15 protein-coding genes are annotated in these 18,137 nt (G+C 73.3%); 8 read left to right on the top strand and 7 right to left on the bottom strand.

What is annotated here, in order from left to right:
• Positions 1-4: 4 nt before the first annotated feature.
• Positions 5-1,120, top strand: coding sequence for a DUF6183 family protein (locus BJY14_RS15240; RefSeq protein ID WP_179844211.1), 1,116 nt, complete (start codon positions 5-7; stop codon positions 1,118-1,120).
• On the opposite strand, the gene BJY14_RS47220 is transcribed toward BJY14_RS15240, so the two are convergent.
• From BJY14_RS47220 to BJY14_RS15225, 3 genes are all read right to left on the bottom strand, one after another.
• Positions 1,104-1,583, bottom strand: a complete 480-nt coding sequence (locus tag BJY14_RS47220; RefSeq protein ID WP_179844210.1) for a YcxB family protein — start codon at positions 1,581-1,583, stop codon at positions 1,104-1,106. The two genes, BJY14_RS15240 and BJY14_RS47220, sit on opposite strands and share 17 nt — an antisense overlap.
• Positions 1,584-1,647: 64 nt before the next feature.
• On the bottom strand, positions 1,648-2,583 hold the full coding sequence (locus BJY14_RS15230; RefSeq protein ID WP_179844209.1) for a helix-turn-helix domain-containing protein: 936 nt from the start codon (positions 2,581-2,583) through the stop codon (positions 1,648-1,650).
• Between the two features lie 65 nt (positions 2,584-2,648).
• The gene (locus BJY14_RS15225) at positions 2,649-3,182 is read right to left on the bottom strand and encodes a 2,4'-dihydroxyacetophenone dioxygenase family protein (protein WP_179844208.1); all 534 of its coding nucleotides are present in this window, start codon (positions 3,180-3,182) and stop codon (positions 2,649-2,651) included.
• A 240-nt stretch (positions 3,183-3,422) separates the two neighbouring features.
• On the opposite strand from BJY14_RS15225, the gene BJY14_RS15220 reads away from it, so the two are divergent.
• The 7 genes from BJY14_RS15220 (at position 3,423) to BJY14_RS46515 (ending at position 12,789) form a co-directional block, all read left to right on the top strand.
• The gene (locus BJY14_RS15220) at positions 3,423-3,860 is read left to right on the top strand and encodes an SRPBCC domain-containing protein (RefSeq protein ID WP_179844207.1); all 438 of its coding nucleotides are present in this window, start codon (positions 3,423-3,425) and stop codon (positions 3,858-3,860) included.
• Positions 3,857-4,210, top strand: coding sequence for an ArsR/SmtB family transcription factor (locus BJY14_RS15215; protein ID WP_179844206.1), 354 nt, complete (start codon positions 3,857-3,859; stop codon positions 4,208-4,210). The genes BJY14_RS15220 and BJY14_RS15215 overlap by 4 nt, the downstream gene beginning before the upstream one ends.
• A 93-nt stretch (positions 4,211-4,303) precedes the next feature.
• Entirely contained in the window at positions 4,304-5,692 is a 1,389-nt protein-coding gene (locus BJY14_RS15210; RefSeq protein ID WP_179844205.1) for an MFS transporter, read from the top strand.
• Positions 5,693-5,746: 54 nt separating this feature from the next.
• The gene (locus BJY14_RS15205; protein WP_179844204.1) at positions 5,747-6,487 is read left to right on the top strand and encodes a hypothetical protein; all 741 of its coding nucleotides are present in this window, start codon (positions 5,747-5,749) and stop codon (positions 6,485-6,487) included.
• Between the two features lie 289 nt (positions 6,488-6,776).
• The gene (argS, locus tag BJY14_RS15200; RefSeq protein WP_179844203.1) at positions 6,777-8,561 is read left to right on the top strand and encodes an arginine--tRNA ligase; all 1,785 of its coding nucleotides are present in this window, start codon (positions 6,777-6,779) and stop codon (positions 8,559-8,561) included.
• Positions 8,562-8,826: 265 nt separating this feature from the next.
• The gene (locus tag BJY14_RS15195) at positions 8,827-9,858 is read left to right on the top strand and encodes a CaiB/BaiF CoA transferase family protein (RefSeq protein ID WP_179844202.1); all 1,032 of its coding nucleotides are present in this window, start codon (positions 8,827-8,829) and stop codon (positions 9,856-9,858) included.
• Positions 9,859-9,900: 42 nt separating this feature from the next.
• A complete protein-coding gene (locus BJY14_RS46515) occupies positions 9,901-12,789 on the top strand; it encodes a helix-turn-helix transcriptional regulator (protein ID WP_312879244.1) in 2,889 nt (962 codons plus the stop codon).
• Between the two features lie 298 nt (positions 12,790-13,087).
• Here the strand turns inward: BJY14_RS46515 and BJY14_RS15185 are convergent, their stop codons facing one another.
• The 4 genes from BJY14_RS15185 to BJY14_RS15170 all read right to left on the bottom strand — a co-directional run bounded on the left by BJY14_RS15185 (position 13,088) and on the right by BJY14_RS15170 (position 18,130).
• A complete protein-coding gene (locus BJY14_RS15185) occupies positions 13,088-13,909 on the bottom strand; it encodes a class I SAM-dependent methyltransferase (protein WP_179844201.1) in 822 nt (273 codons plus the stop codon).
• Positions 13,910-14,107: 198 nt separating this feature from the next.
• Positions 14,108-16,069, bottom strand: a complete 1,962-nt coding sequence (locus BJY14_RS15180) for an acyl-CoA dehydrogenase family protein (protein WP_179844200.1) — start codon at positions 16,067-16,069, stop codon at positions 14,108-14,110.
• A gap of 43 nt (positions 16,070-16,112) precedes the next feature.
• The gene (locus tag BJY14_RS15175) at positions 16,113-17,255 is read right to left on the bottom strand and encodes a pyridoxal phosphate-dependent aminotransferase (protein ID WP_179844199.1); all 1,143 of its coding nucleotides are present in this window, start codon (positions 17,253-17,255) and stop codon (positions 16,113-16,115) included.
• A complete protein-coding gene (locus tag BJY14_RS15170; RefSeq protein ID WP_179844198.1) occupies positions 17,252-18,130 on the bottom strand; it encodes a carbon-nitrogen hydrolase family protein in 879 nt (292 codons plus the stop codon). The genes BJY14_RS15175 and BJY14_RS15170 overlap by 4 nt, the downstream gene beginning before the upstream one ends.
• Positions 18,131-18,137 lie beyond the last annotated feature (7 nt).

Below are 18,137 nucleotides of genomic sequence, written 5' to 3'. Positions count from 1 at the left end.
GGGTGTGAGACTGCGCGGTGTGGAGATCGAGAAGGCCGTCCGGCGGATGGGACTGGCGGACACCTACAGGGACCGCCACTGGGACAGGGCCGTCAAGGTGACCGACAACGCCGTCCAGAAGGCGGAGCCGGAGTGGCTCGAACGGCTGCTGGCGGCGTTGCTGGAGGTCGGGGAGCCGACCCACCCGATGCGGTACGGCTTCGAGGTCGCGTTGCGGCGGCTGGCGAGCGCGCCCGGCGGCGCGGAGCGCACCGCGCGCGTCCGCGCCCTCGCGGCCGAGGGGCTGGCGTGGGGCGGCGACCTTCGCTACAGCCTGCCGGAGGTCGCGGAGTGGCTGGCCTGCGCCCAGCCCGCCGAGCATCTCCTCGCGGTGTTCGACGACGCCGAAGCGTCGGACGAACTCGCGGCCTGCCTCCTCCAGGAGACGGCCCTGCGCCACGACGCGGCGTCCGCCGCGGGGTTCGCCGGGAGGCTGCGGGACGCCGGGCATCCGCTGGCGAACCTGCCGCTTCGCCCGGTCGGGGCCGAGCGGCATCTCGGGCTGCCCCGGCATCCGGGCCCGGCCGGGCCCTGGCGCCCGCCCGGCGAGGGGGCGCCGGAGGCGCCGGGGGCCACGGGTCTCGACATCGGGGTGGCGGCGGTCGACTGGCCCGACGCTCGGCAGGCGTTGAGCGCCTACCGCAACTGGCCGTCGGGCGCCGATGCCCTGGAGGCGGGGCTGTTCCGGCTGGACCGCCCGCTGGCCCCCGCCGACTTCGGTGCTTCGCTGCTCCGCCTCCTGCCGGCAGCCAGCACCGGTGCCACCACGGCCGGAGTGCGGCGGGCGACCACCGTCGACGTCCTGCGGACGCTGTTCGGCGGGGCCGCTTCCGGCGGTGCTTACGGGCCCCGCATGCACGGCGCCTATGCGCGCAAGGCGTCTTGGGAGTCGCTGGCGGCGCTGGCGGACGTCCAGGAGGCCGACCCGGCGGCGGTCGAGCGAGGCGCCGACCGGTGCACATGGCTCTTCTACGGCTCGGACTGGCATCTCCGGGTCGTCCCGCCGCTGGACGTGGGCATCGCGGCCCTGCGCCCCGAGCGGCGGACGGTGGCCGTGCTGGCCGTCACCGACTCCGACTGATCTTGCGAGCGGCCAGGAAGGCGTCGATCTCGGCCTGCTGGGCGGCATCGAAGGCGGCCCTGGGGAGAAAGGCGGCGGGCTGGTCGTTCACGTACAGCAGCCAGAACTCCGGGGTGGGGTACACGTGGGAGAACATGGTCCACCGCATCTCCGTGGTGGACTCGTCCGTCCGGCAGTCGTAGCCGCTGTCGGTCACCCGCACCGTCGTGGGGACGCAGAGGAACGAGAGCATCCGCCGCGCGCGCCTGCGAAGCCACCACGTCCCCGCCAGGGGGCTCAGGACCGCCGCCACCAGCGCGCCGATGCCCATTCCCGGGTCACCCGCGGCGAACCTGTACGCCGCGCCCCCGAGCAGGACGATGACGAGAACCGCGTACAGGACCGTGAGCTGCCGCTTGAAACCCTCGGTGAACGCCCGGGTCACCTCGTCCTCGGTGGGCTGGTACTTGACCGAGATGTCCACATTGCCGCCTTCGCTGTGAGTGTGGATCATCCTTTCCGGGCTCGCTCACCGGCGCAACCGCACGTCAGCGGGCGGACGCGCGGGTCTCCGAAGGGGTGCGGCCGAAGCGGGCGCGGAAGTGGCGGGCGAAGTGCGCCTGGCTGGAGAAGCCCCAGCGGTAGGCGACGTCCGCGATGGTCGTGCGGGCGGTGCGGGGGGAGGCGAGGTCGTCGTGGGCCCGCTGGAGGCGGCGCTCCAGGATGTGCCTCGCCGGGGTGGTGCCGGCCGCCTCGAAGATCCGGCCGAGATGCCGTACCGACACCCCCAGCACGCCCGCGACCTGCCCGGGGGTGAGGCGGGGGTCGTGCAGGTGCCGCTCGACGTAGTCCTCGGCGACGATCAGCTGGGTCTGGTACGCGGCGGGCGCGGACCGTCCGCCCGACCGCTCCGTGGCGAGCATGCGCAACAGGTCGAGGACGTTCCCGCGGGACTGCGCGCCCGGCTTCTCCAGGACGGACCGCAGCGCCACGACCAGTTCGCCCTCCCGGGCGGTCCCGCGCCCGAACAGCACGGGGGCGGGGACGCCGCCCGCCATGCACCGCTCGACGAACAGATCGCGGGGGACGTCCACGAGCAACTGCCGCATGGACGAGGAGAACCCGAACAGGTAGGGGCGGCGCGTGTCGTAGAGGACGAGGTCGCCCGCGGTCGCGGCGAGGCAGCCGTGCTCGTGCAGGAACACCGCCTCGCCCTCGACCAGCAGGGTCGCGAACACCGAGTCCTTCGGCGCCGACCTGGCCACCTGCGGGGTGCGCTCCACCGCGTGGGCGTTGCCGCTGATGTCGGCCAGCCGGACGTCCCCGAGCCGGAAGTTGGCCTGCCGGGCCAGCAGCCCGTCCTCGGAGTAGGAGGTGCACGACAGCCCGACCAGCGCCCTGCGGTTGTAGTCCTCCCAGAACTCGATGCGGTCGCGCGGGTCGACCTCCTCCGTGCTGGCCTCGGAGATCATCGGTGCCGGCATGGTCCGCTCCTTCTGCCGCGGGGCGCGTCCCCGCGACGGAGCCTACGTCGTGACGCGCGCCGTGCTCATCGGAAGAGCGAGTCGATGAGGTCCGCGCCCAGCCCGACCGCGTCGTAGTGCCTGCGGCACATGTCGATGTAGTCGTGGACGTCGAAGAGGCCTTCGGGCTCGCCGTTCTCGTCCAGCCAGATCAGCGGGCCCTTGACGATGAACAGCGTCTTCATCGGCTCCTCGTGCTCGTAGGCGACGAGGGTGTGCCCCTCGCCGGGCGCCTCGTAGACGAAGTCGCCGGCCGTGGCCGTCCAGGGGCGCTCCAGGTATCCCCACTTGCCGGAGATCGTGTAGGCGAACACCTCGTGGGGGTGGTAGTGCCGGTTGACGAGCCCGGCCTCCTTGGACCGCAGGACGTCGGACCAGGTGTTGTCCTTCACGTTGATCCACAGCGGCCGCGACCCGACCGTGTCGGTGAACGGCACGTAGTACCGGTCGTCGTCGGTGGCGACCTTCGGCAGGTACACCTCCGGCAGCGCGTCCGGCTTCTGCGAGTTCTCGATCGGCCTGAGGTTCTTCCAGAACTCCGGACCGGGGGTCTCCGGCATGGGAACGGCTCCTCTCGCGGTGCGTCTTCTCTCGCGGTGCGTCTTCGCGAGTGAACCCCCTGCGCGGGCCCCCGGTCTTTCCTGTGGCGGACGCCGCCGTTTGCGCATCGCGGACATCGCACGGGCCCCGACCAGGCCGGACAGGTCCGCTCCAGCAATGTGCAACCGCAGGGTTGCGTCGCCGGGTGCCTATGTGCAACCCTGAGGTTGCACCAACGGGACGAACGGGAGAGCAGCCAGATGAGTGAGAACCGAATTGAACGTGAAACCCTGATCGCGGCATCCTTGGACCGGGTCTGGTCGCTGGTGGCCGACCCCGGGTTCTGGGTGGCCGACGTGCCGGGCCCGCCCGGAGGGGCCGCGGAGGGCGAGTCGATGGTGGTGAAGAACGCCGAGCACGGCGACTTCCCCGTGCGCGTGGAGAAGGTCGAGCCGCCGACCTACGTCGCCTACCGCTGGGTCAGCGCCTTCCCGGGGGAGGAGCTGCGCGACGACAACAGCACCCTCGTGGAGTTCACGCTGACCCCCGAGGGCGGCAAGACGCGGCTGCGCGTCGTCGAGAGCGGCTTCGCCGCGCTGGCCGGATCCGACGACCTGCGCCGCAAGGCCGTGGAGGACAACACCGGCGGCTGGCCCCAGGTGCTGGACGCCTTCAAGACCCGCGTCGAATCCGCGTGACCGACACCCCCGACGACGGCGCCGCGCCGGTCGACAGCGTCCTCGCCGCGCTGGCCGATCCGACGCGGCGCCGCCTGCTCGACCTGCTCGCCGAACACGGCGAGGCCACCGCCACGACCCTCGCCGGGCGCCTCCCGGTCTCGCGGCAGGCGGTGGTCAAGCATCTGGTCGTCCTGGACGCGGCCGAGCTGGTCTCCAGCAGCCGGGTCGGACGCGAGGTGCGCTACGCGGTGCGGCCCGCCGCCCTGAACGCGACGGCGCGGTGGATGGCCTCCCTCGCGGCCGACTGGGACCGCCGCCTGGCGAACGTCAAGCGCATCGCCGAAGAAGCCGAGCGCGACGCCCGCTAGCCGCCCACGCCATCGGCCGCTCACGGCCGTCTCACGCCGGACGCCCTGACCGTCCTGCGCTTTCGAACCCCCTTGCGGAAAGGGCTCCTTGCCATGCCCACGGAAACGACCCCGCCCACGGAAACGACCCCGCCCACGAAGACCGCGTCGCCCCCGCGTATCGGCGGCAGGCAGCGGCTGATCCTGCTCGTCCTGCTCGGCGCCGGGTTCACCCTCTCCGTCGACTTCTCCATCCTGAACGTCGCCCTTCCGATGGCGGGTGAGGGCGTCGGGCTGGGCGCCGACGGCCTGCCCTGGATCACCGCCGCGTACGCGCTGCCCGCGGCGGGCTTCACGCTGGTGTTCGGCCGGATGGCGGACCTGTTCGGCCGCCGCAGGCTGTTCCTCTCCGGGATGGCGCTGCTGACCGGGGCCTCGCTGCTCGGCGGCTTCGCTGCCGGCCCCGAGACGCTCCTGACCGCCCGGGCCCTCCAGGGGTTCGCCACGGCGATGGCCACCCCCGCGGCGCTCTCCCTGATCACCAGCACGTTCGCGGAGGGCCCGCTGCGCGAGCGCGTCCTCGGCCTCAACGGTGCCCTGCTCTCCGCGGGCTTCACCGTCGGCGCCCTGGTCGGCGGCGCCCTCGTCAGCCTGCTGAGCTGGCGGGCGGCGTTCTTCATCAACGTCCCGGTCGCCGTGGCCGTGCTGGTGGCCGCCCCCGCCCTGATCGGCGAGAGCGTCCGCCCCGCCCGGCTGCGGCTGGACCTGCCCGGCGCGGTGACCGTGACCGGCGGCCTGCTCGCCGCGATCTACGCGGTCATCGAGCGGAACGTCCCCGCCGCCGTCGCGGGCGTGCTGCTGCTGGGTGCCTTCTGGGCGATCGAACTGCGCTCGCCCGCGCCGCTCGCCCCGGTGCGCATCCTCCGCCGCCCCACGGTGAAGTGGGGCAACTACGCGGGCCTCGTGGTCTTCGCCATGGAGCCCGCCATGATCTTCCTGATGACGCTCTACCTGCAGAACGTCCTCGGCTTCACGCCGCTGGAGACCGGTCTCGTCCTCGGTGTCCCGGGCCTGGCGTCCGTCGGCGCCGGAGTGATCGCAGGGCGCGTCATCGGGCGCTTCGGCGGCCGGGCCGTGCTGAGCTGCGGCCTGGCCGTGCAGGGCCTGGCGACCCTGCCCCTGGTGTTCCTCGGAACCGACCGGACGGCGCTCGCGATCCTGATCCCCGCGCTGTTCGTCGGCTTCTTCGGGCACGTGACGTGCATCGTGGCGTACACCGTCACCGGCACCTCCGGGCTCCCGGACGAGGAGCAGGGCCTGGCGACCGGGCTGACGCTGATGACCCAGCAGGTGGCCATCACCATCGGCATCCCCATCCTCGGCTCGGTCGCCGCGACGCGGAGCGTGGAACTGGCCGGCATCCACCTCGCCCTCGGCGTGGACGTGGCCGTGACCCTGGCCAGCGCGGTCCTCGTCTGGGCAGGCCTCCGCCCCCGCGGCTGACAGGGCCGGGCGGTGCGGAGGTGGGCTTTACCCGCCCGGGGGAAAGGTGCGGGTGTGGGGGACTGGTTCACGCGCGAGATCGCGGATGCCGGGCGGCTCCGGCTGTTCTGCTTCTTCGTGGCGTTCATCGCGGCGTTCCTGTTCATCCGGTTCAGCGTGCGGATGATCCGGCGGCAGGTGCGGTGGTGGCCCGGGAACGTGACGCCCGGCGGGCGGCACATCCACCACGTCGTGTTCGGGCTCGTGTTCATGTGCGTCGGCGGGGTGGGCGGTCTGGCGATCACCGACGACTCGTCCGGGTGGGCGGCGGGCGCCGCGGCCGTGTTCGGGGCGGGCACCGCGCTCGTCCTCGACGAGTTCGCCCTCGTCCTGCACCTCCAGGACGTCTACTGGAGCGAGCAGGGCCGGCTGTCGGTCGAGGTCGTCTTCATCATGATCGCGCTCTGCGGGCTGATGCTGCTGGGCCTGCGGCCGCTGGGCGTGGACGACGCCGCCGGGGACGGGTTGTGGGGCATCGCGGCCGTCCTGCTGTTCAACCTGTGCGTCGCGGTGATCGCCCTGCTCAAGGGCAAGGTCTGGACGGGCGTCATCGGCCTGTTCATCGGGCTCGTCGCGATCGTCGGGGCGATCCGGCTGGCCCGGCCGGACTCGCCGTGGGCCCGGCGCCGCTACGCGGAGGGGTCCCGCAAGGAGCGGCGGGCGCTGACCCGCGAGCGCCGGTACCGCCTCCCCGTCCAGCGCCTCGGGGACCGGCTGAGCGATCTGATCGCGGGACGCCCGTCCAGCAAGGGCTAGGGCCTGTCTCGAAGTCGCCTTGGCCATGCCGCGCGAACGCGTGACCTGGCCGGTGGAGCGAGGCCGGAGGCGAGCGGAGCCGGGCAGATCGCGAAGCGATGCCGCGTTCGCCTAGGCCCGGTCACGTAGCGAGCCGCCAGGCGAGCGGAGTGGGCCGGGACTTTGGACACAGCCTAGGCCCACCGGGGACCGGGAGCGCGGGCCCGGGTTGCCGCGGCCCCGCGGACGCGGACGGTCACCGGTGCGGGATCGACCCGCAACCGACAAACAAGAACAGGAGAGACGCGCGATGAACCCAGAACTGGACAGGTTCAATCTCACCGGCCCGTCGCCGGTGGCCGTTCTCGCCAGGCGCTTCAGGGACGCGCTGGAAGCCGCCTTCGGGGCGCAGTACCGGTGGGTGGACCCCGCCATCCGGCCCTCCCAGCACGCGGACCTTCAGGCCAACGTCGCGCTGGCGCTGGCCAAGGTCCTGGAGCGCAACCCCCGGGAAGTGGCACGGGAGCTCGTGGACCGGCTCGACGTCGACGACGTCGTGTCGGCGGTCGAGATCAGCGGGCCCGGCTTCATCAACCTGACGCTGAGCGGCGAGTGGATCGCCGAGCAGCTCCAGCGGATCGCGGCCGACGAGCGCCTCCGGGTGCTCAGGGCCGTGCAGCCGCAGAAGGTCGTGGTGGAGTACTCCTCACCCAACGTCGCGAAGGTGATGCACGTCGGTCACCTGCGGACGACGATCGTGGGCGACGCCATCGCCCGGATCCTGGAGTTCCTGGGACACGAGGTGGTCCGGGACAACCACATCGGTGACTGGGGCACGCCGTTCGGCATGCTCATCGAGCACCTCCTCGACTTCGAGGGGGGCACCGATGCCGGGCTCCGCGCGTTCGTGAGCGACACGGGCGCCTTCTACAAGGCGGCCAACGCGAGGTTCAAGTCGGACGAGGGGTTCGCCGGACGGTCGCGGCGGCGGCTCGTCGCCCTCCAGCAGGGCGACGACGAGACGCTGCGGTACTGGCAGCGCCTCGTGGACGTCTCCTTGCGTTCCTACAACGCGTTGTACGAGCGGCTCGGCGTCAGGCTGACCGCCGACGAGGCCATGGGGGAGAGCTTCTACAACGGGCTCCTCCCCGAGATCGTCGACGAGCTGGAGCAGCGCCGCCTCGCGGTGCCCAGCGAGGGCGCCCTGTGCGTCTTCCTGTCGGACTTCAAGGGCAGGGACGGCAAGGCCAAGGCGGTCATCGTCCGCAAGAGCGATGGCGGTTACAACTACACCACCACCGATCTCGCCACGATCGCCTACCGGGTCGCCGTCCTGCGCGCCGACCGGGTGGTCTACGTGGTGGGCGACGAGCAGAAGGAGCACTTCGAGCTGCTGTTCGCCGTCGCGGAGAAGGCGGACCTCCTGCTCGGGGGTACCGTGCTCGAACACGCCAAGATCGGCATGGTGACCGACCCCGCGACCGGCGGCAAGCTGAAGAGCCGCTCCGGCGACGCGGTCCCGCTGTCCGCACTGCTGGACGGCGCGTACGAGCGGGCCGCGGCGAAGTTCGACGAGAGCGGTCGCGGCGAGCGGTTCGACGCCGAGACCCGTGAGGCGATCATCCGCGACGTCGCCATCGGCGCGGTGAAGTTCGCCGACCTGCTGGTGGCGCGGAGCAGCAAGTATCCGTTCGACCTCGAACGGATGATCGCGTTCACCGGCAGGTCCGCCGGCTTCGTGCAGTACGCCGGCGTCCGGATGAAGTCCGTCCTGCGCAAGGGCGGGCTGACGCCGGAGTCGGCCACGGGCCCGATCGTGATCGGGACCGAGGAGGAGCGGAACCTGGCGCTGCACCTGCTGGACTTCGGCATCACGCTGGAGGAGGCGGGCGCGGCGGCGGCACCGCACCTGGTGGCGGAGTATCTCTACGGCCTCGCCACCCGCTACACGGCCTTCTACGAGGCCTGCCCGGTGCTCAAGGAGGGCGTCGACGAGGAGACCAGGGCGTCCCGGCTGGCCCTGTGCGCGGTCACGCTGCGCACGCTGGTCACCGGCCTGGAGCTCCTCGGCGTCCCCGCACCCGACCAGATGTGAGGGACGTGTTCTGATCATTGACCGTGTCCGTCCGGCGCCCCGGCGCCGGGCGGACACGACGACGGGGAGGCCCGCCGGGCCTCCCCGAGCAGTCGGCGGGCCGCACCCCGCGCCGGTCGCTTCCGAGCGACCGGCGCCGGGCGTGCGGCCCGTTCTTCTTCGCGGGGCGGCGGCCGCTCCCGCGAACCCTTCGCGACCAAGCGCTCGCTTGACTCCGGACGCGGCGCAGCGGCACGGTGATGGTCCCCGACACGCGAGGAGCACCATGGCGCCGCTGGACGGACTGCGCGTCCTCGATCTGACGATGTGGCGGCCCGGGCCGTACGCGACGCAGCTGCTCGCCCAGCTCGGCGCCGACGTGATCAAGGTGGAGCCGCCCGGCGGGGAGCCGATGCGGATGTTCCGCGACCATTTCGACGTCCTCAACCGGCACAAGCGTGGCATCGCGCTCGACCTCAAGACCGCGGACGGGCTCGCGGCGCTCACCGAACTGGCCGGGGACGCCGAGGTCTTCGTCGAGGGGTTCAGGCCGGGCGTCGCCGAACGGCTGGGCGTGGGCCACCAGACCCTCAGGGCGCTCAACCCGCGGCTCGTCTACTGCTCCCTGTCCGGGTACGGGGCGGCGGGCCCGCTGAAGGACGTTCCCGGGCACGACGTCAACTACCGCGCCCACGCGGCCGCGCTCCCGCCGGGCGCCGTGTCGCCGGAGGCCGACGAGCTTCCCCTGGCGGACATGGCGGCCGCGACGATGGCCGCCTTCGCGATCACCGCCGCCTGCCTCAAGGCCCACGAGACGGGGGTCGGCGACCGCATCGACCTCGGCATGGCCGACGTCCTGGCGCACTGGGTCGGCACCGTCCCGGCGGCGACCCGGCGGTCGGGCGTGGGGCCGGTGCCCGGTTACGGCGTCTACCCCACCAAGGACGGCCAGAAGATCACTATCGGCGTCGTGTCCGAGGAGAGGCTCTGGGCGGCGACGTGCCACGCGCTCGGCATCGGCGAGCACGCCGCCGTCCCGTTCGCCGAGCGGCTCCAGCGGATCGGCGAGCTGGACGGCGCGGTCGCCGCCGCCGTCGCCGGGCTCACCCGCGAGGAGGCCGTCGAGCGCCTCACGCGGGCGGGTGCCCCGGTGGCGCCCCTGCTGACCCGCGCCGAGATGCTCGAACTCGATCACTTCAGGTCGCGCAGGGTCCAGGAGGAGGGCCCGGTCCGGACGGCCGTCCACCCGCCGCTCGCCCAGGGGGCGGCCCCGGAGCTGGACGAGCACCGGGGCCAGGGTTGGCGTCTCACGAAGTGATACTCGGGTGGGAATGTCCGATCCCTTTGGCATGCTTGTGACGTGAACGCGCGCGCGATGAGTCCCGTCCTGATCGGCAGGTCGGCCGAGCTGCGGCAGTTGCGGGCCGCTCTCGCCGCCGCACCGGGCGCCGTGCTGCTCGGCGGCGACGCCGGGCTCGGCAAGACCCGCCTGATCAGGGAGTTCGGCCGGGACGCCGACGCCAGGACGCTGGTCGGCGGCTGCCTGGAGCTCGGTTCCGACGGCCTGCCCTTCGCGCCGTTCACCACCGTCCTGCGCGGGCTCGTCCGCGACATCGGCATCGAGGGCGTCGCGGGGCTCGTCCCGCGCGGCGACACCGGCGCCCTCGCGCGGCTGCTGCCCGAGTTCGGGGAGCCGGAGAGCGACGCCGCCTCCGGCGAGGAGCGCGCCCGGCTGTTCGAGGTCGTGCTGACGCTGCTGGAGCGGCTCGCCGAGCGCGGCCCGGTCGTGCTCGTCATCGAGGACGCCCACTGGGCGGACCGTTCCACCCGCGACCTGCTGGCCTTCCTCATCCGCAACCTCGGCGCCGCCCCGCTGCTGGTCGTCCTGACCTACCGGTCGGACGAGCTGCACCGCACCCATCCGCTGCGCCAGCTGCTCGCCGGGCTGGAGCGGCTCGAACGCGTCCGCCGGACGGAGATCGGCCGGCTGGCCCGCGCCGACGTCGCCGCGCTCGTCACCGAGCTGCTCGGCCAGACCCCGCCGCCCGGCCTCGTCGAGCGGATCGAGGCCCGCAGCGAGGGCAACCCCCTGTTCATCGAGGCGCTGCTCGACGACGACGGCACGCTGGCGTGCGAGCTGCCCGAGTCGCTGCGCGACCTGCTGCTGGCGGGCGTCCAGCGGCTCCCCGAGGAGACGCAGGACGTCCTGCGGGACGCCAGCGGCGGCAGCACCCGCATCGAGCACGCGCTGCTGGCGGCGGTGTCGCGGCTCGACGACGCGGCGCTGACCCGCGTCCTGCGGCCCGCCGTCGCCGCCAACGTCCTGGTCGTGGACGGCGACGGCTACGCGTTCCGGCACGCCCTGATCCGCGAGGCCGTCCACGACGACCTGCTGCCGGGCGAGTTCACGCGCCTCCACACCCGCTACGCCGAGGCCCTGGAGAAGGAGCCCGGGCTCGTCCCGGCCGGGCGGCTCTGGGTCGAGCTGAGCTACCACTGGACGCAGGCCCACGACAGCACGTGGGCGCTGGTCGCGTCCTGGCGCGCCGCGAGGGAGGCCCGCAAGGCGGTCGCCTACGCCGAGTGCCTGGCGATGCTCGAACGCGTCCTCCAGCTGTGGGACAAGGTCCCGGACGCGGCGGAGCGCATCGGCGCCGACCACGTCTCGGTCCTGGAGGACGCCGCGAACGCCGCCGACCTGGCCGGCGAGTTCGACCGCGGCATCAAGCTGACCACCGCCGCGCTGAAGGAGGTCGAGGCCGCCGCCGGCGAGCGCGACACCGCCCGCTGGGCGGCGCTGCTCGAACAGCGCGGCCGCATGCTCTACCACGTGGCGCGCCCCGGCTTCATCGAGGACCTGCGCGCCGCGGTGGACGCGCTGCCGGCCGACCCGCCGACCATCCTGCGCGCCCGGGCCCTGTCCACGCTGGGCAACTACGTGCGCATCACCACCTCCATGGACGAGGCCCGCGAGGCGGCGCTGGAGTCCCTGTCCATCGCGCGCGCCCTCGGCGACCCCGTCGCGGAGACCGAGGCGCTGATCACCCTGTTCTGCGCCCACACCGACTACGAGGACGAGGACCGCCTCACCGAGGTGGGGCAGACCGCCGAGCGCAGCGGCAACCACCGGGTGCTGCTGCGCTACTACGTGATCAGGTCGCACTTCCTGGAGGGGGCCGGACGGCACGAGGAGGCCGCCGCCGTCGCCGGGCACGGCGCGGAGCTGGCACGCCAGTGGGGCGTGGCCCGCACGCAGGGAACGTTCCTGTCCATCAACGAGGCCGAGCCGCTGGTCTCGCTCGGCCGGTGGGACGAGGCCCTGGCGGTGATGAACCACGCCATGGAGCAGGACCCCGCCATCACGACCCGCACCTCGCTGCTCGTCCTGTCCGGCTGGGTGGCGCTCGTGCGCGGCGACACCGCGACGGCCAGGGCGCGGCTGGCCAGGTCACGCGAGATCATGAAGCTCAAGCTGAAGTGGATGAAGACGCAGGACTACTTCAGCACCCTCTGGCTGGAGGCGAACATCGCCTTCGCCGAGGGACGCCCCGAGGCCGCGCTGGCGGCGCTGGAGCCCGTCCTCGAACACACCGGCATGCCGGACGACGCCCGCTACGCGTGGCCCGCGCTGATCGTCGGCGCGGCGGCCTGCGGCGAGCTCGGCGGCGCCGCCGAGGACCACCTGCGCCGCCTGGAGGAGCGCGCCGCCGCCCTGATGACGAGCGGCCCGCTCCAGCACGCGCACTGCCTCACGTTCGCCGCCGAGCTGTCCCGGGCGCGCGGCATCCTCGACCGGGCCGCCTGGGAGGAGGCCGCGGCCGCGTGGGAGGCGCTCGCCAACCCCTACCACCGGGCGGGGGCCCTGTCCCGCGCGGCGGAGGCCGCGCTCGCGGCCGGCGACCACGAGGCCGCCGCGGCGGCCCTGCGCACGGCGGCCGAGATCACCGAGGCGCTGGGCGCCCGGCCGCTCGCGGACCGGGTCGCCGACCTGCTGCGCCGCACGCGGATGCCCCGCCGCGGCGACGCCTCCGCGCCGCTCGGGCTGACGCCCCGCGAGTTCGAGGTGCTGCGCCTGGTCGCCGAGGGCCGCAGCAACCGCGACATCGCCGAGGCGCTGTTCATCTCGGTGAAGACGGCCAGCGTCCACGTGTCGAACATCCTCGGCAAACTGGAGGTGGCGAGCCGCGGCGAGGCCGCCGCGACCGCGCACCGGCTGGCCCTGTTCGCCACCCCGAAGGTCGGCGCCTGAGCCGCGCGCCCGGGGTCGCCTGATTCACGGCGGGGAACCTCCCCTCCCGGATTCCCCACCGCGAACCGTCGGACCACACGGGAACTTTCGTGGCTGGCCTTTCGGGGACGCGGCCCGCGGAAGCAGGCGGTGCTTCTCCGCCCGGAGAGGCGGACCGGGACCCCGTCCGGCCACTGCACAGTCTTGCGGTCCCGGGCCGGGACGGCGAGGCGGGACATACCGTTTCGGCGTCAAGAAAAAAGCGACGGGGACGGGCCACCGGTGGTGACCCGTCCCCGTCCGCGCGAGGAACGCGCCGCTAGCGCGGGACCCGCGCGACGCAGAAGACCGTCTGGCCGAACGGCGGCTTGACGAAGCGTTCGATGGTGCGGGTGAGCGGCACCACCGTCCGGTCGTAGATCTTGACGAGCTTGGGGTCGGGGTAGCCGGCGCCGCCGCGGCGGACCGCGAACCACCAGGCGATCCCGCCCAGGAAGTTGATCGGCTTGAGCACCTCGGGGACGAGCCCGGCCTCCCGGACCGACGCCTCCAGCGTGGCCGGTGTGTACCGGGTGACGTGCCCGACCTTGCGGTCGAAGTCGCCGTAGAGCTGCATGTAGCCGGGCACCCAGATGACGATGCGGCCGCCGGGCTCGGTGACGGCGGCGAGGTCGCGCAGCGCCTGGACGTCGTCCTTGATGTGCTCCAGGACGTTCATCATCACGACGGTGTCGACCTTGCGCCGGATCGTGATGTCGGCGGGCAGGGCCAGGTCGATGACCTCGACGTCGTCGTTGCCCTCGTAGCGCTTGCGAAGCTCGCCGACGCAGTACGGGTCGTTGTCGCTGACGACGAGGTAGTCGAGGCGCCCGGCGAACTGCTCGGAGAAGTGCCCGAGCCCGGAGCCGACCTCCAGCATGGAGCGGCCGACGTGCGGGGCGACGGTCTGGTACTCGTACTCGCGGTAGTTGCGGGCCTCGTCCCCGCCCAGATGGTTCTCCAGCGCGCCCTCTCCGGCGGCGGGCTGGACGACGTCCCCGTCAGGGGCGGGCCCGGCGGCCGGTCCGGCCTTCTTCGGGCCGCTGCCGAGGAGGCTGAGGAGGGTGCCTGCGATGGACTTCTTCTGACCAGATGACTGCATTACTTCCCGCTCGCTGGGTGCGTTGGCGTTCGGCTTCTCGTTCGCCGGACCGTTCCCCCGCCCCGTCGGGACGGCTCGATCTCTGGCGCGAAGGTCGGGTCAGTCTACTCCCGCGCCGAAGCCGGACGCCCCGGGACGGCGGGACGCCCTCTCGCGCCGGCGGCCCGCCGGGCATGTCGTGCCCGATCTCCCGCCGGGTCAGCCGATGGTCCGGTGCACGTCCTCCCGCCCGCTCGGGCCCGGCTCGGACGGCGCGATCCACGGCCCCGGGATGGACGGGTCCAGGACGCCCTCCTCCACCCAGGCGAAGTCGCCGGCGAGGACGGCCCGCGCGAGCTTGACGTCCATCGCGTCGGTGTTGCGCCACAGCCCCTCGAACAGCTCCTCGACGCGGACGCGCGCCTGGCGGCAGAACGCGTCGGCGAGCAGCAGGGCGGACTTGCCGGGCGCCGTGGCCGGCCCCGTGCCGTTCGCGCCCGTGCTGCCGAGCGGGCCCTCCGCGGAGGCGTCGGCGTGGGCGCGGACGCAGACCGCGCTCATCGCGAACAGTTCGGCGCCGATGTCGACCATGCGGCCGAGGAACCCCTGCCGGTACTCCAGGCCTCCCTGCCAGCGTCCCGCCGCGTAGAAGGTCGACCGGGCCAGCTTGCGGGACGCCCGCTCGACGTAGCGCAGGTGCCGGGCCAGCGGGCCGAACTCGGCGTAGGCGTTCGGGCGGTGCCCGGCGCCGGTGACGAGCGTCGGCAGCCAGCGCGCGTAGAACCCGCCCGCCTTCGCCGCGGCCCGCGCCTTGCGCCCGGTGGACGCGTCCGGGTCGATGATGTCTCCGGCCACCGACAGGTGCGCGTCGACGGCCTCGCGGGCGATCAGCAGATGCATGATCTCGCTGGAGCCCTCGAAGATCCGGTTGATCCGCAGGTCGCGGAGCAGCTGCTCGGCGGGCACGCCCCGCTCGCCGCGCGCCGCCAGCGACTCGGCCGTCTCATAGCCGCGGCCGCCGCGCAGCTGCACCAGCTCGTCGGCGACGCGGCACGCCATCTCCGACGACCACAGCTTGGCCAGGGCCGCCTCGATCCGGATGTCGCCCCGCTCGTCGTCGGCGAGCTGCCCGGACAGGTCGAGCATCGCCTCCATCGCGTACGCGGTCGCCGCGATGAACGCGATCTTGGTCGCGACGGCCTCGTGCTCGCCGACCGGCCGCCCCCACTGCACCCGCTCCCTCGACCACTGCCGCGCGATCCCGGCGGCCCACTTGCCGCCCGCCGCGCAGATCGCGGGCAGCGACAGCCGCCCGGTGTTGAGCGTGGTCAGCGCGATCTTCAGGCCCGCGCCCTCCGCGCCGATCAGGTTCGCCTTCGGGACCCGCACGTCGTGGAACCGCGTGACGCCGTTCTCGATGCCGCGCAGCCCCATGAACGCGTTGCGGTTCTCGACGGTGATGCCGGGCGTGGCCATGTCCACGATGAACGCGGAGATGCCGCCGCGGTGCCCGTCCGACTTCGGCACGCGCGCCATCACCACGACGAGGTCGGCGACGACGCCGTTGGTCGTCCACAGCTTGACGCCGTTGAGGACGTAACCGTCCCCGTCGGGGACGGCGGTGGCGCGCAGCCGCGCCGGGTCGGAGCCGACGTCGGGCTCGGTGAGCAGGAACGCGCTGACCTCCCGGGCGCAGCGCGGCAGCCAGGCGTCCTTCTGCTCGGGCGTCCCGAACATCTTGACCGGCTGCGGGACGCCGATCGACTGGTGCGCCGACAGCAGCGCCCCGAGCGCCGGGCTGACCGACCCCACCACCATCAGCGCGCGGCCGTAGTAGAGCTGGCTGAGCCCGAGCCCCCCGTACTTCTCGGGGATCTTCATGCCGAGCGCGCCGAGGTCGCGCAGGCCCCGCACGACCTCGTCGGGGATGCGCGCCTCCCGCTCGATCCGCGCCGGGTCGACCTCGGCGGCGCAGAACGCGGAGAGCTTGGCGAGGAACCCCTCGCCCTTCGCCCGCTGCTCCGGCGACGGGCGGGGGTGCGGATGGATCAGGTCGAGGCGCAGGTCGCCGAGGAACAGCTGCTTGCCGAAGCTCGGCAGCCGCCATTCGGCCTCCCGGGCCTCCTCGGCCACCTTGCGGGCCGTCCGCTCGTCGACGTGCTCGTGGGTTCGCTGGCTCATGTGATCGAAGTTTCCACTGGTCGGAGGCGGAAACCCCGGCCGGCTACACGGTCGCCATGTCCTCGAACATGTCGCGCAGGATGAGGAGCCCCTTGGTCAGGGTCTCCCGGTCCGTGGCGAACGACAGCCGGACCGAGCCCTCACCGCCGAACTCGCTTCCCGGGCGGACCGCCACCCCTCGCTCGCGGGCGGTGGCGGCCACCTGCACCGACGTCAGCCGCGGGTCGTGCCCGACGAACGCGTAGAAGGTGCCGTCGGGGGCCCGCAGCCGGGTGCCGGGCACGCCGTCGAGCAGCCGCGTCACCAGCTCGCGTCGCTCCCTGTACTCGTCCAGCATCTGCCGCACGGTCTCCTGGGGCCCGGTGAGAGCCGCCAGCGCCGCGTGCTGCACCGCGGTGTTGAGCGGACCGGCCATACGCGTGTGCACCACCGCGGCCGCGGCGACCACGTCGGGCGGTGCGACGAGGTATCCGATGCGCCAGCCCGTCATCGCGTACGTCTTGGAGAACGTCTGGACGTACAGCACCCGCTCGGCGAGGCCGGGGATGTCCAGCACGGAGGTGAACCGCCGGGGGTCGTAGACGATCTGGTCGTAGGCCTCGTCGGCCAGGACCAGCAGGTCGTGCCGCTCGGCGATGTCCCGCAGGCCCTCCAGCTCCTCCGCCGAGTACACGACGCCGGTCGGGTTGCACGGGTTGCAGATCGCGACCATCCGGGCGCCGGGAGCGGCCGCGGCCACCGCGTCCAGGTCCAGGTGCAGGTCGTCGCGCTGCGGCACGAGGACGGGCTCGCCCCCGGCCATCCGCACCAGGTCGGCGTAGAGGGAGTAGGTCGGGACGGGGATGACGACCCGGTCGCCGGGGTCGACGCAGGCGAGGATCGCCGCGGCCAGGGCTCCGCTGCCGCCGTGGGTGACGAGGACCTGGTCCGCCCCCCGCCCCGGCCGGCCGGGGCCGCCGGCCTGCCGGGCCAGGGCCTCCCGAAGGTCGGGGGCGCCGTTCCAGGCCGCGTAGTGGGTGGCGCCCGCCTCGACCGCGGCGGCGTGCGCCGTGCGGATGTGCTCGGGCGTCGCGAAGTCCGGCTCGCCCGACGCCAGGGAGATCACGTCCGCCGGCGGGCGGGTGGAGGGCCGCAGGGAGTGCCGGAGGACCTCCCGCACGCGGTCCGATGAGGTGAAGGCGGTCACGGGCGCTCCTGCTGGCTCATTGCTGACGTTTCCGGTGAGGTGGGGGAGAGGTCGCCGTAGATGTCGGGCCGCCGCTCGCGGGCGACGTCCACGGTGCGGCGGGCATCGGCCAGGGGCCGGTGGTGGAGGCGGGCGCGGACCACGGGATCCCGCGGACCGTGGGCGCCGGTGAGGATCTCGCCGGTGGGCCCGGTGACCACGCTGCGGCCTGCGAAGTCCGCGCCGTGCTCGCTGCCCAGACGGTTGGCGAGCACGTAGTACGCGGTGCTCTCCCACGCGCGCGTCACCGCGCGGTGGGCGAGGATGTCCGCGGGGACGCCCGGGTCGGGGGCGTAGGCGAAGACGCAGACCAGGATCTCGGCGCCCGCCACGACCTGCCTGCGCGTGGCCTCGGGGAACCGCGAGTCGTGGCAGACGGACAGACCGACCCGGCCGAGGCCGGTGTCCAGGACGTCGAACCGGTGCCCGGAAGCGAAGTACTTCGGCTCCTGGTCCCACAGGTGCACCTTGCGGTGCGCGCCGATGGTCTCGCCGTCCGGGCCGATGAGGAGGAGCGTGTTGTACAGCTCCTCGCCGCCCCCGCGTTCGGCCAGGCCGACGATGACGTGGGTTCCGGTCTCGCCCGCGACGCGGCCGAGCGTCTCGGTGGTGCGGCCGGGGATGGTGTCGGCGGCGGCGGCCAGCCGGCGCCGGAAGTCGTCGCCGTAGTCCGGCGGGAGGTAGCCGGTGGTGGCCAGCTCTGGGAAGACGACGAGGTCGGTGGGCCGGGCGGCCGCCTCCGCCCGCACGGCGGCGGCCATGGCCTCCAGGTTGCCGGCCGGGTCGAGCGGGCGCGGATCGAACTGGACGATCGCGACGTCGACGTGGTCCTTCATGCCGTGC

Source organism: Actinomadura luteofluorescens, assembly GCF_013409365.1.
GTDB classification, from domain to species: domain Bacteria; phylum Actinomycetota; class Actinomycetes; order Streptosporangiales; family Streptosporangiaceae; genus Spirillospora; species Spirillospora luteofluorescens.
This window is presented reverse-complemented; position numbering and strand designations above follow the sequence as displayed.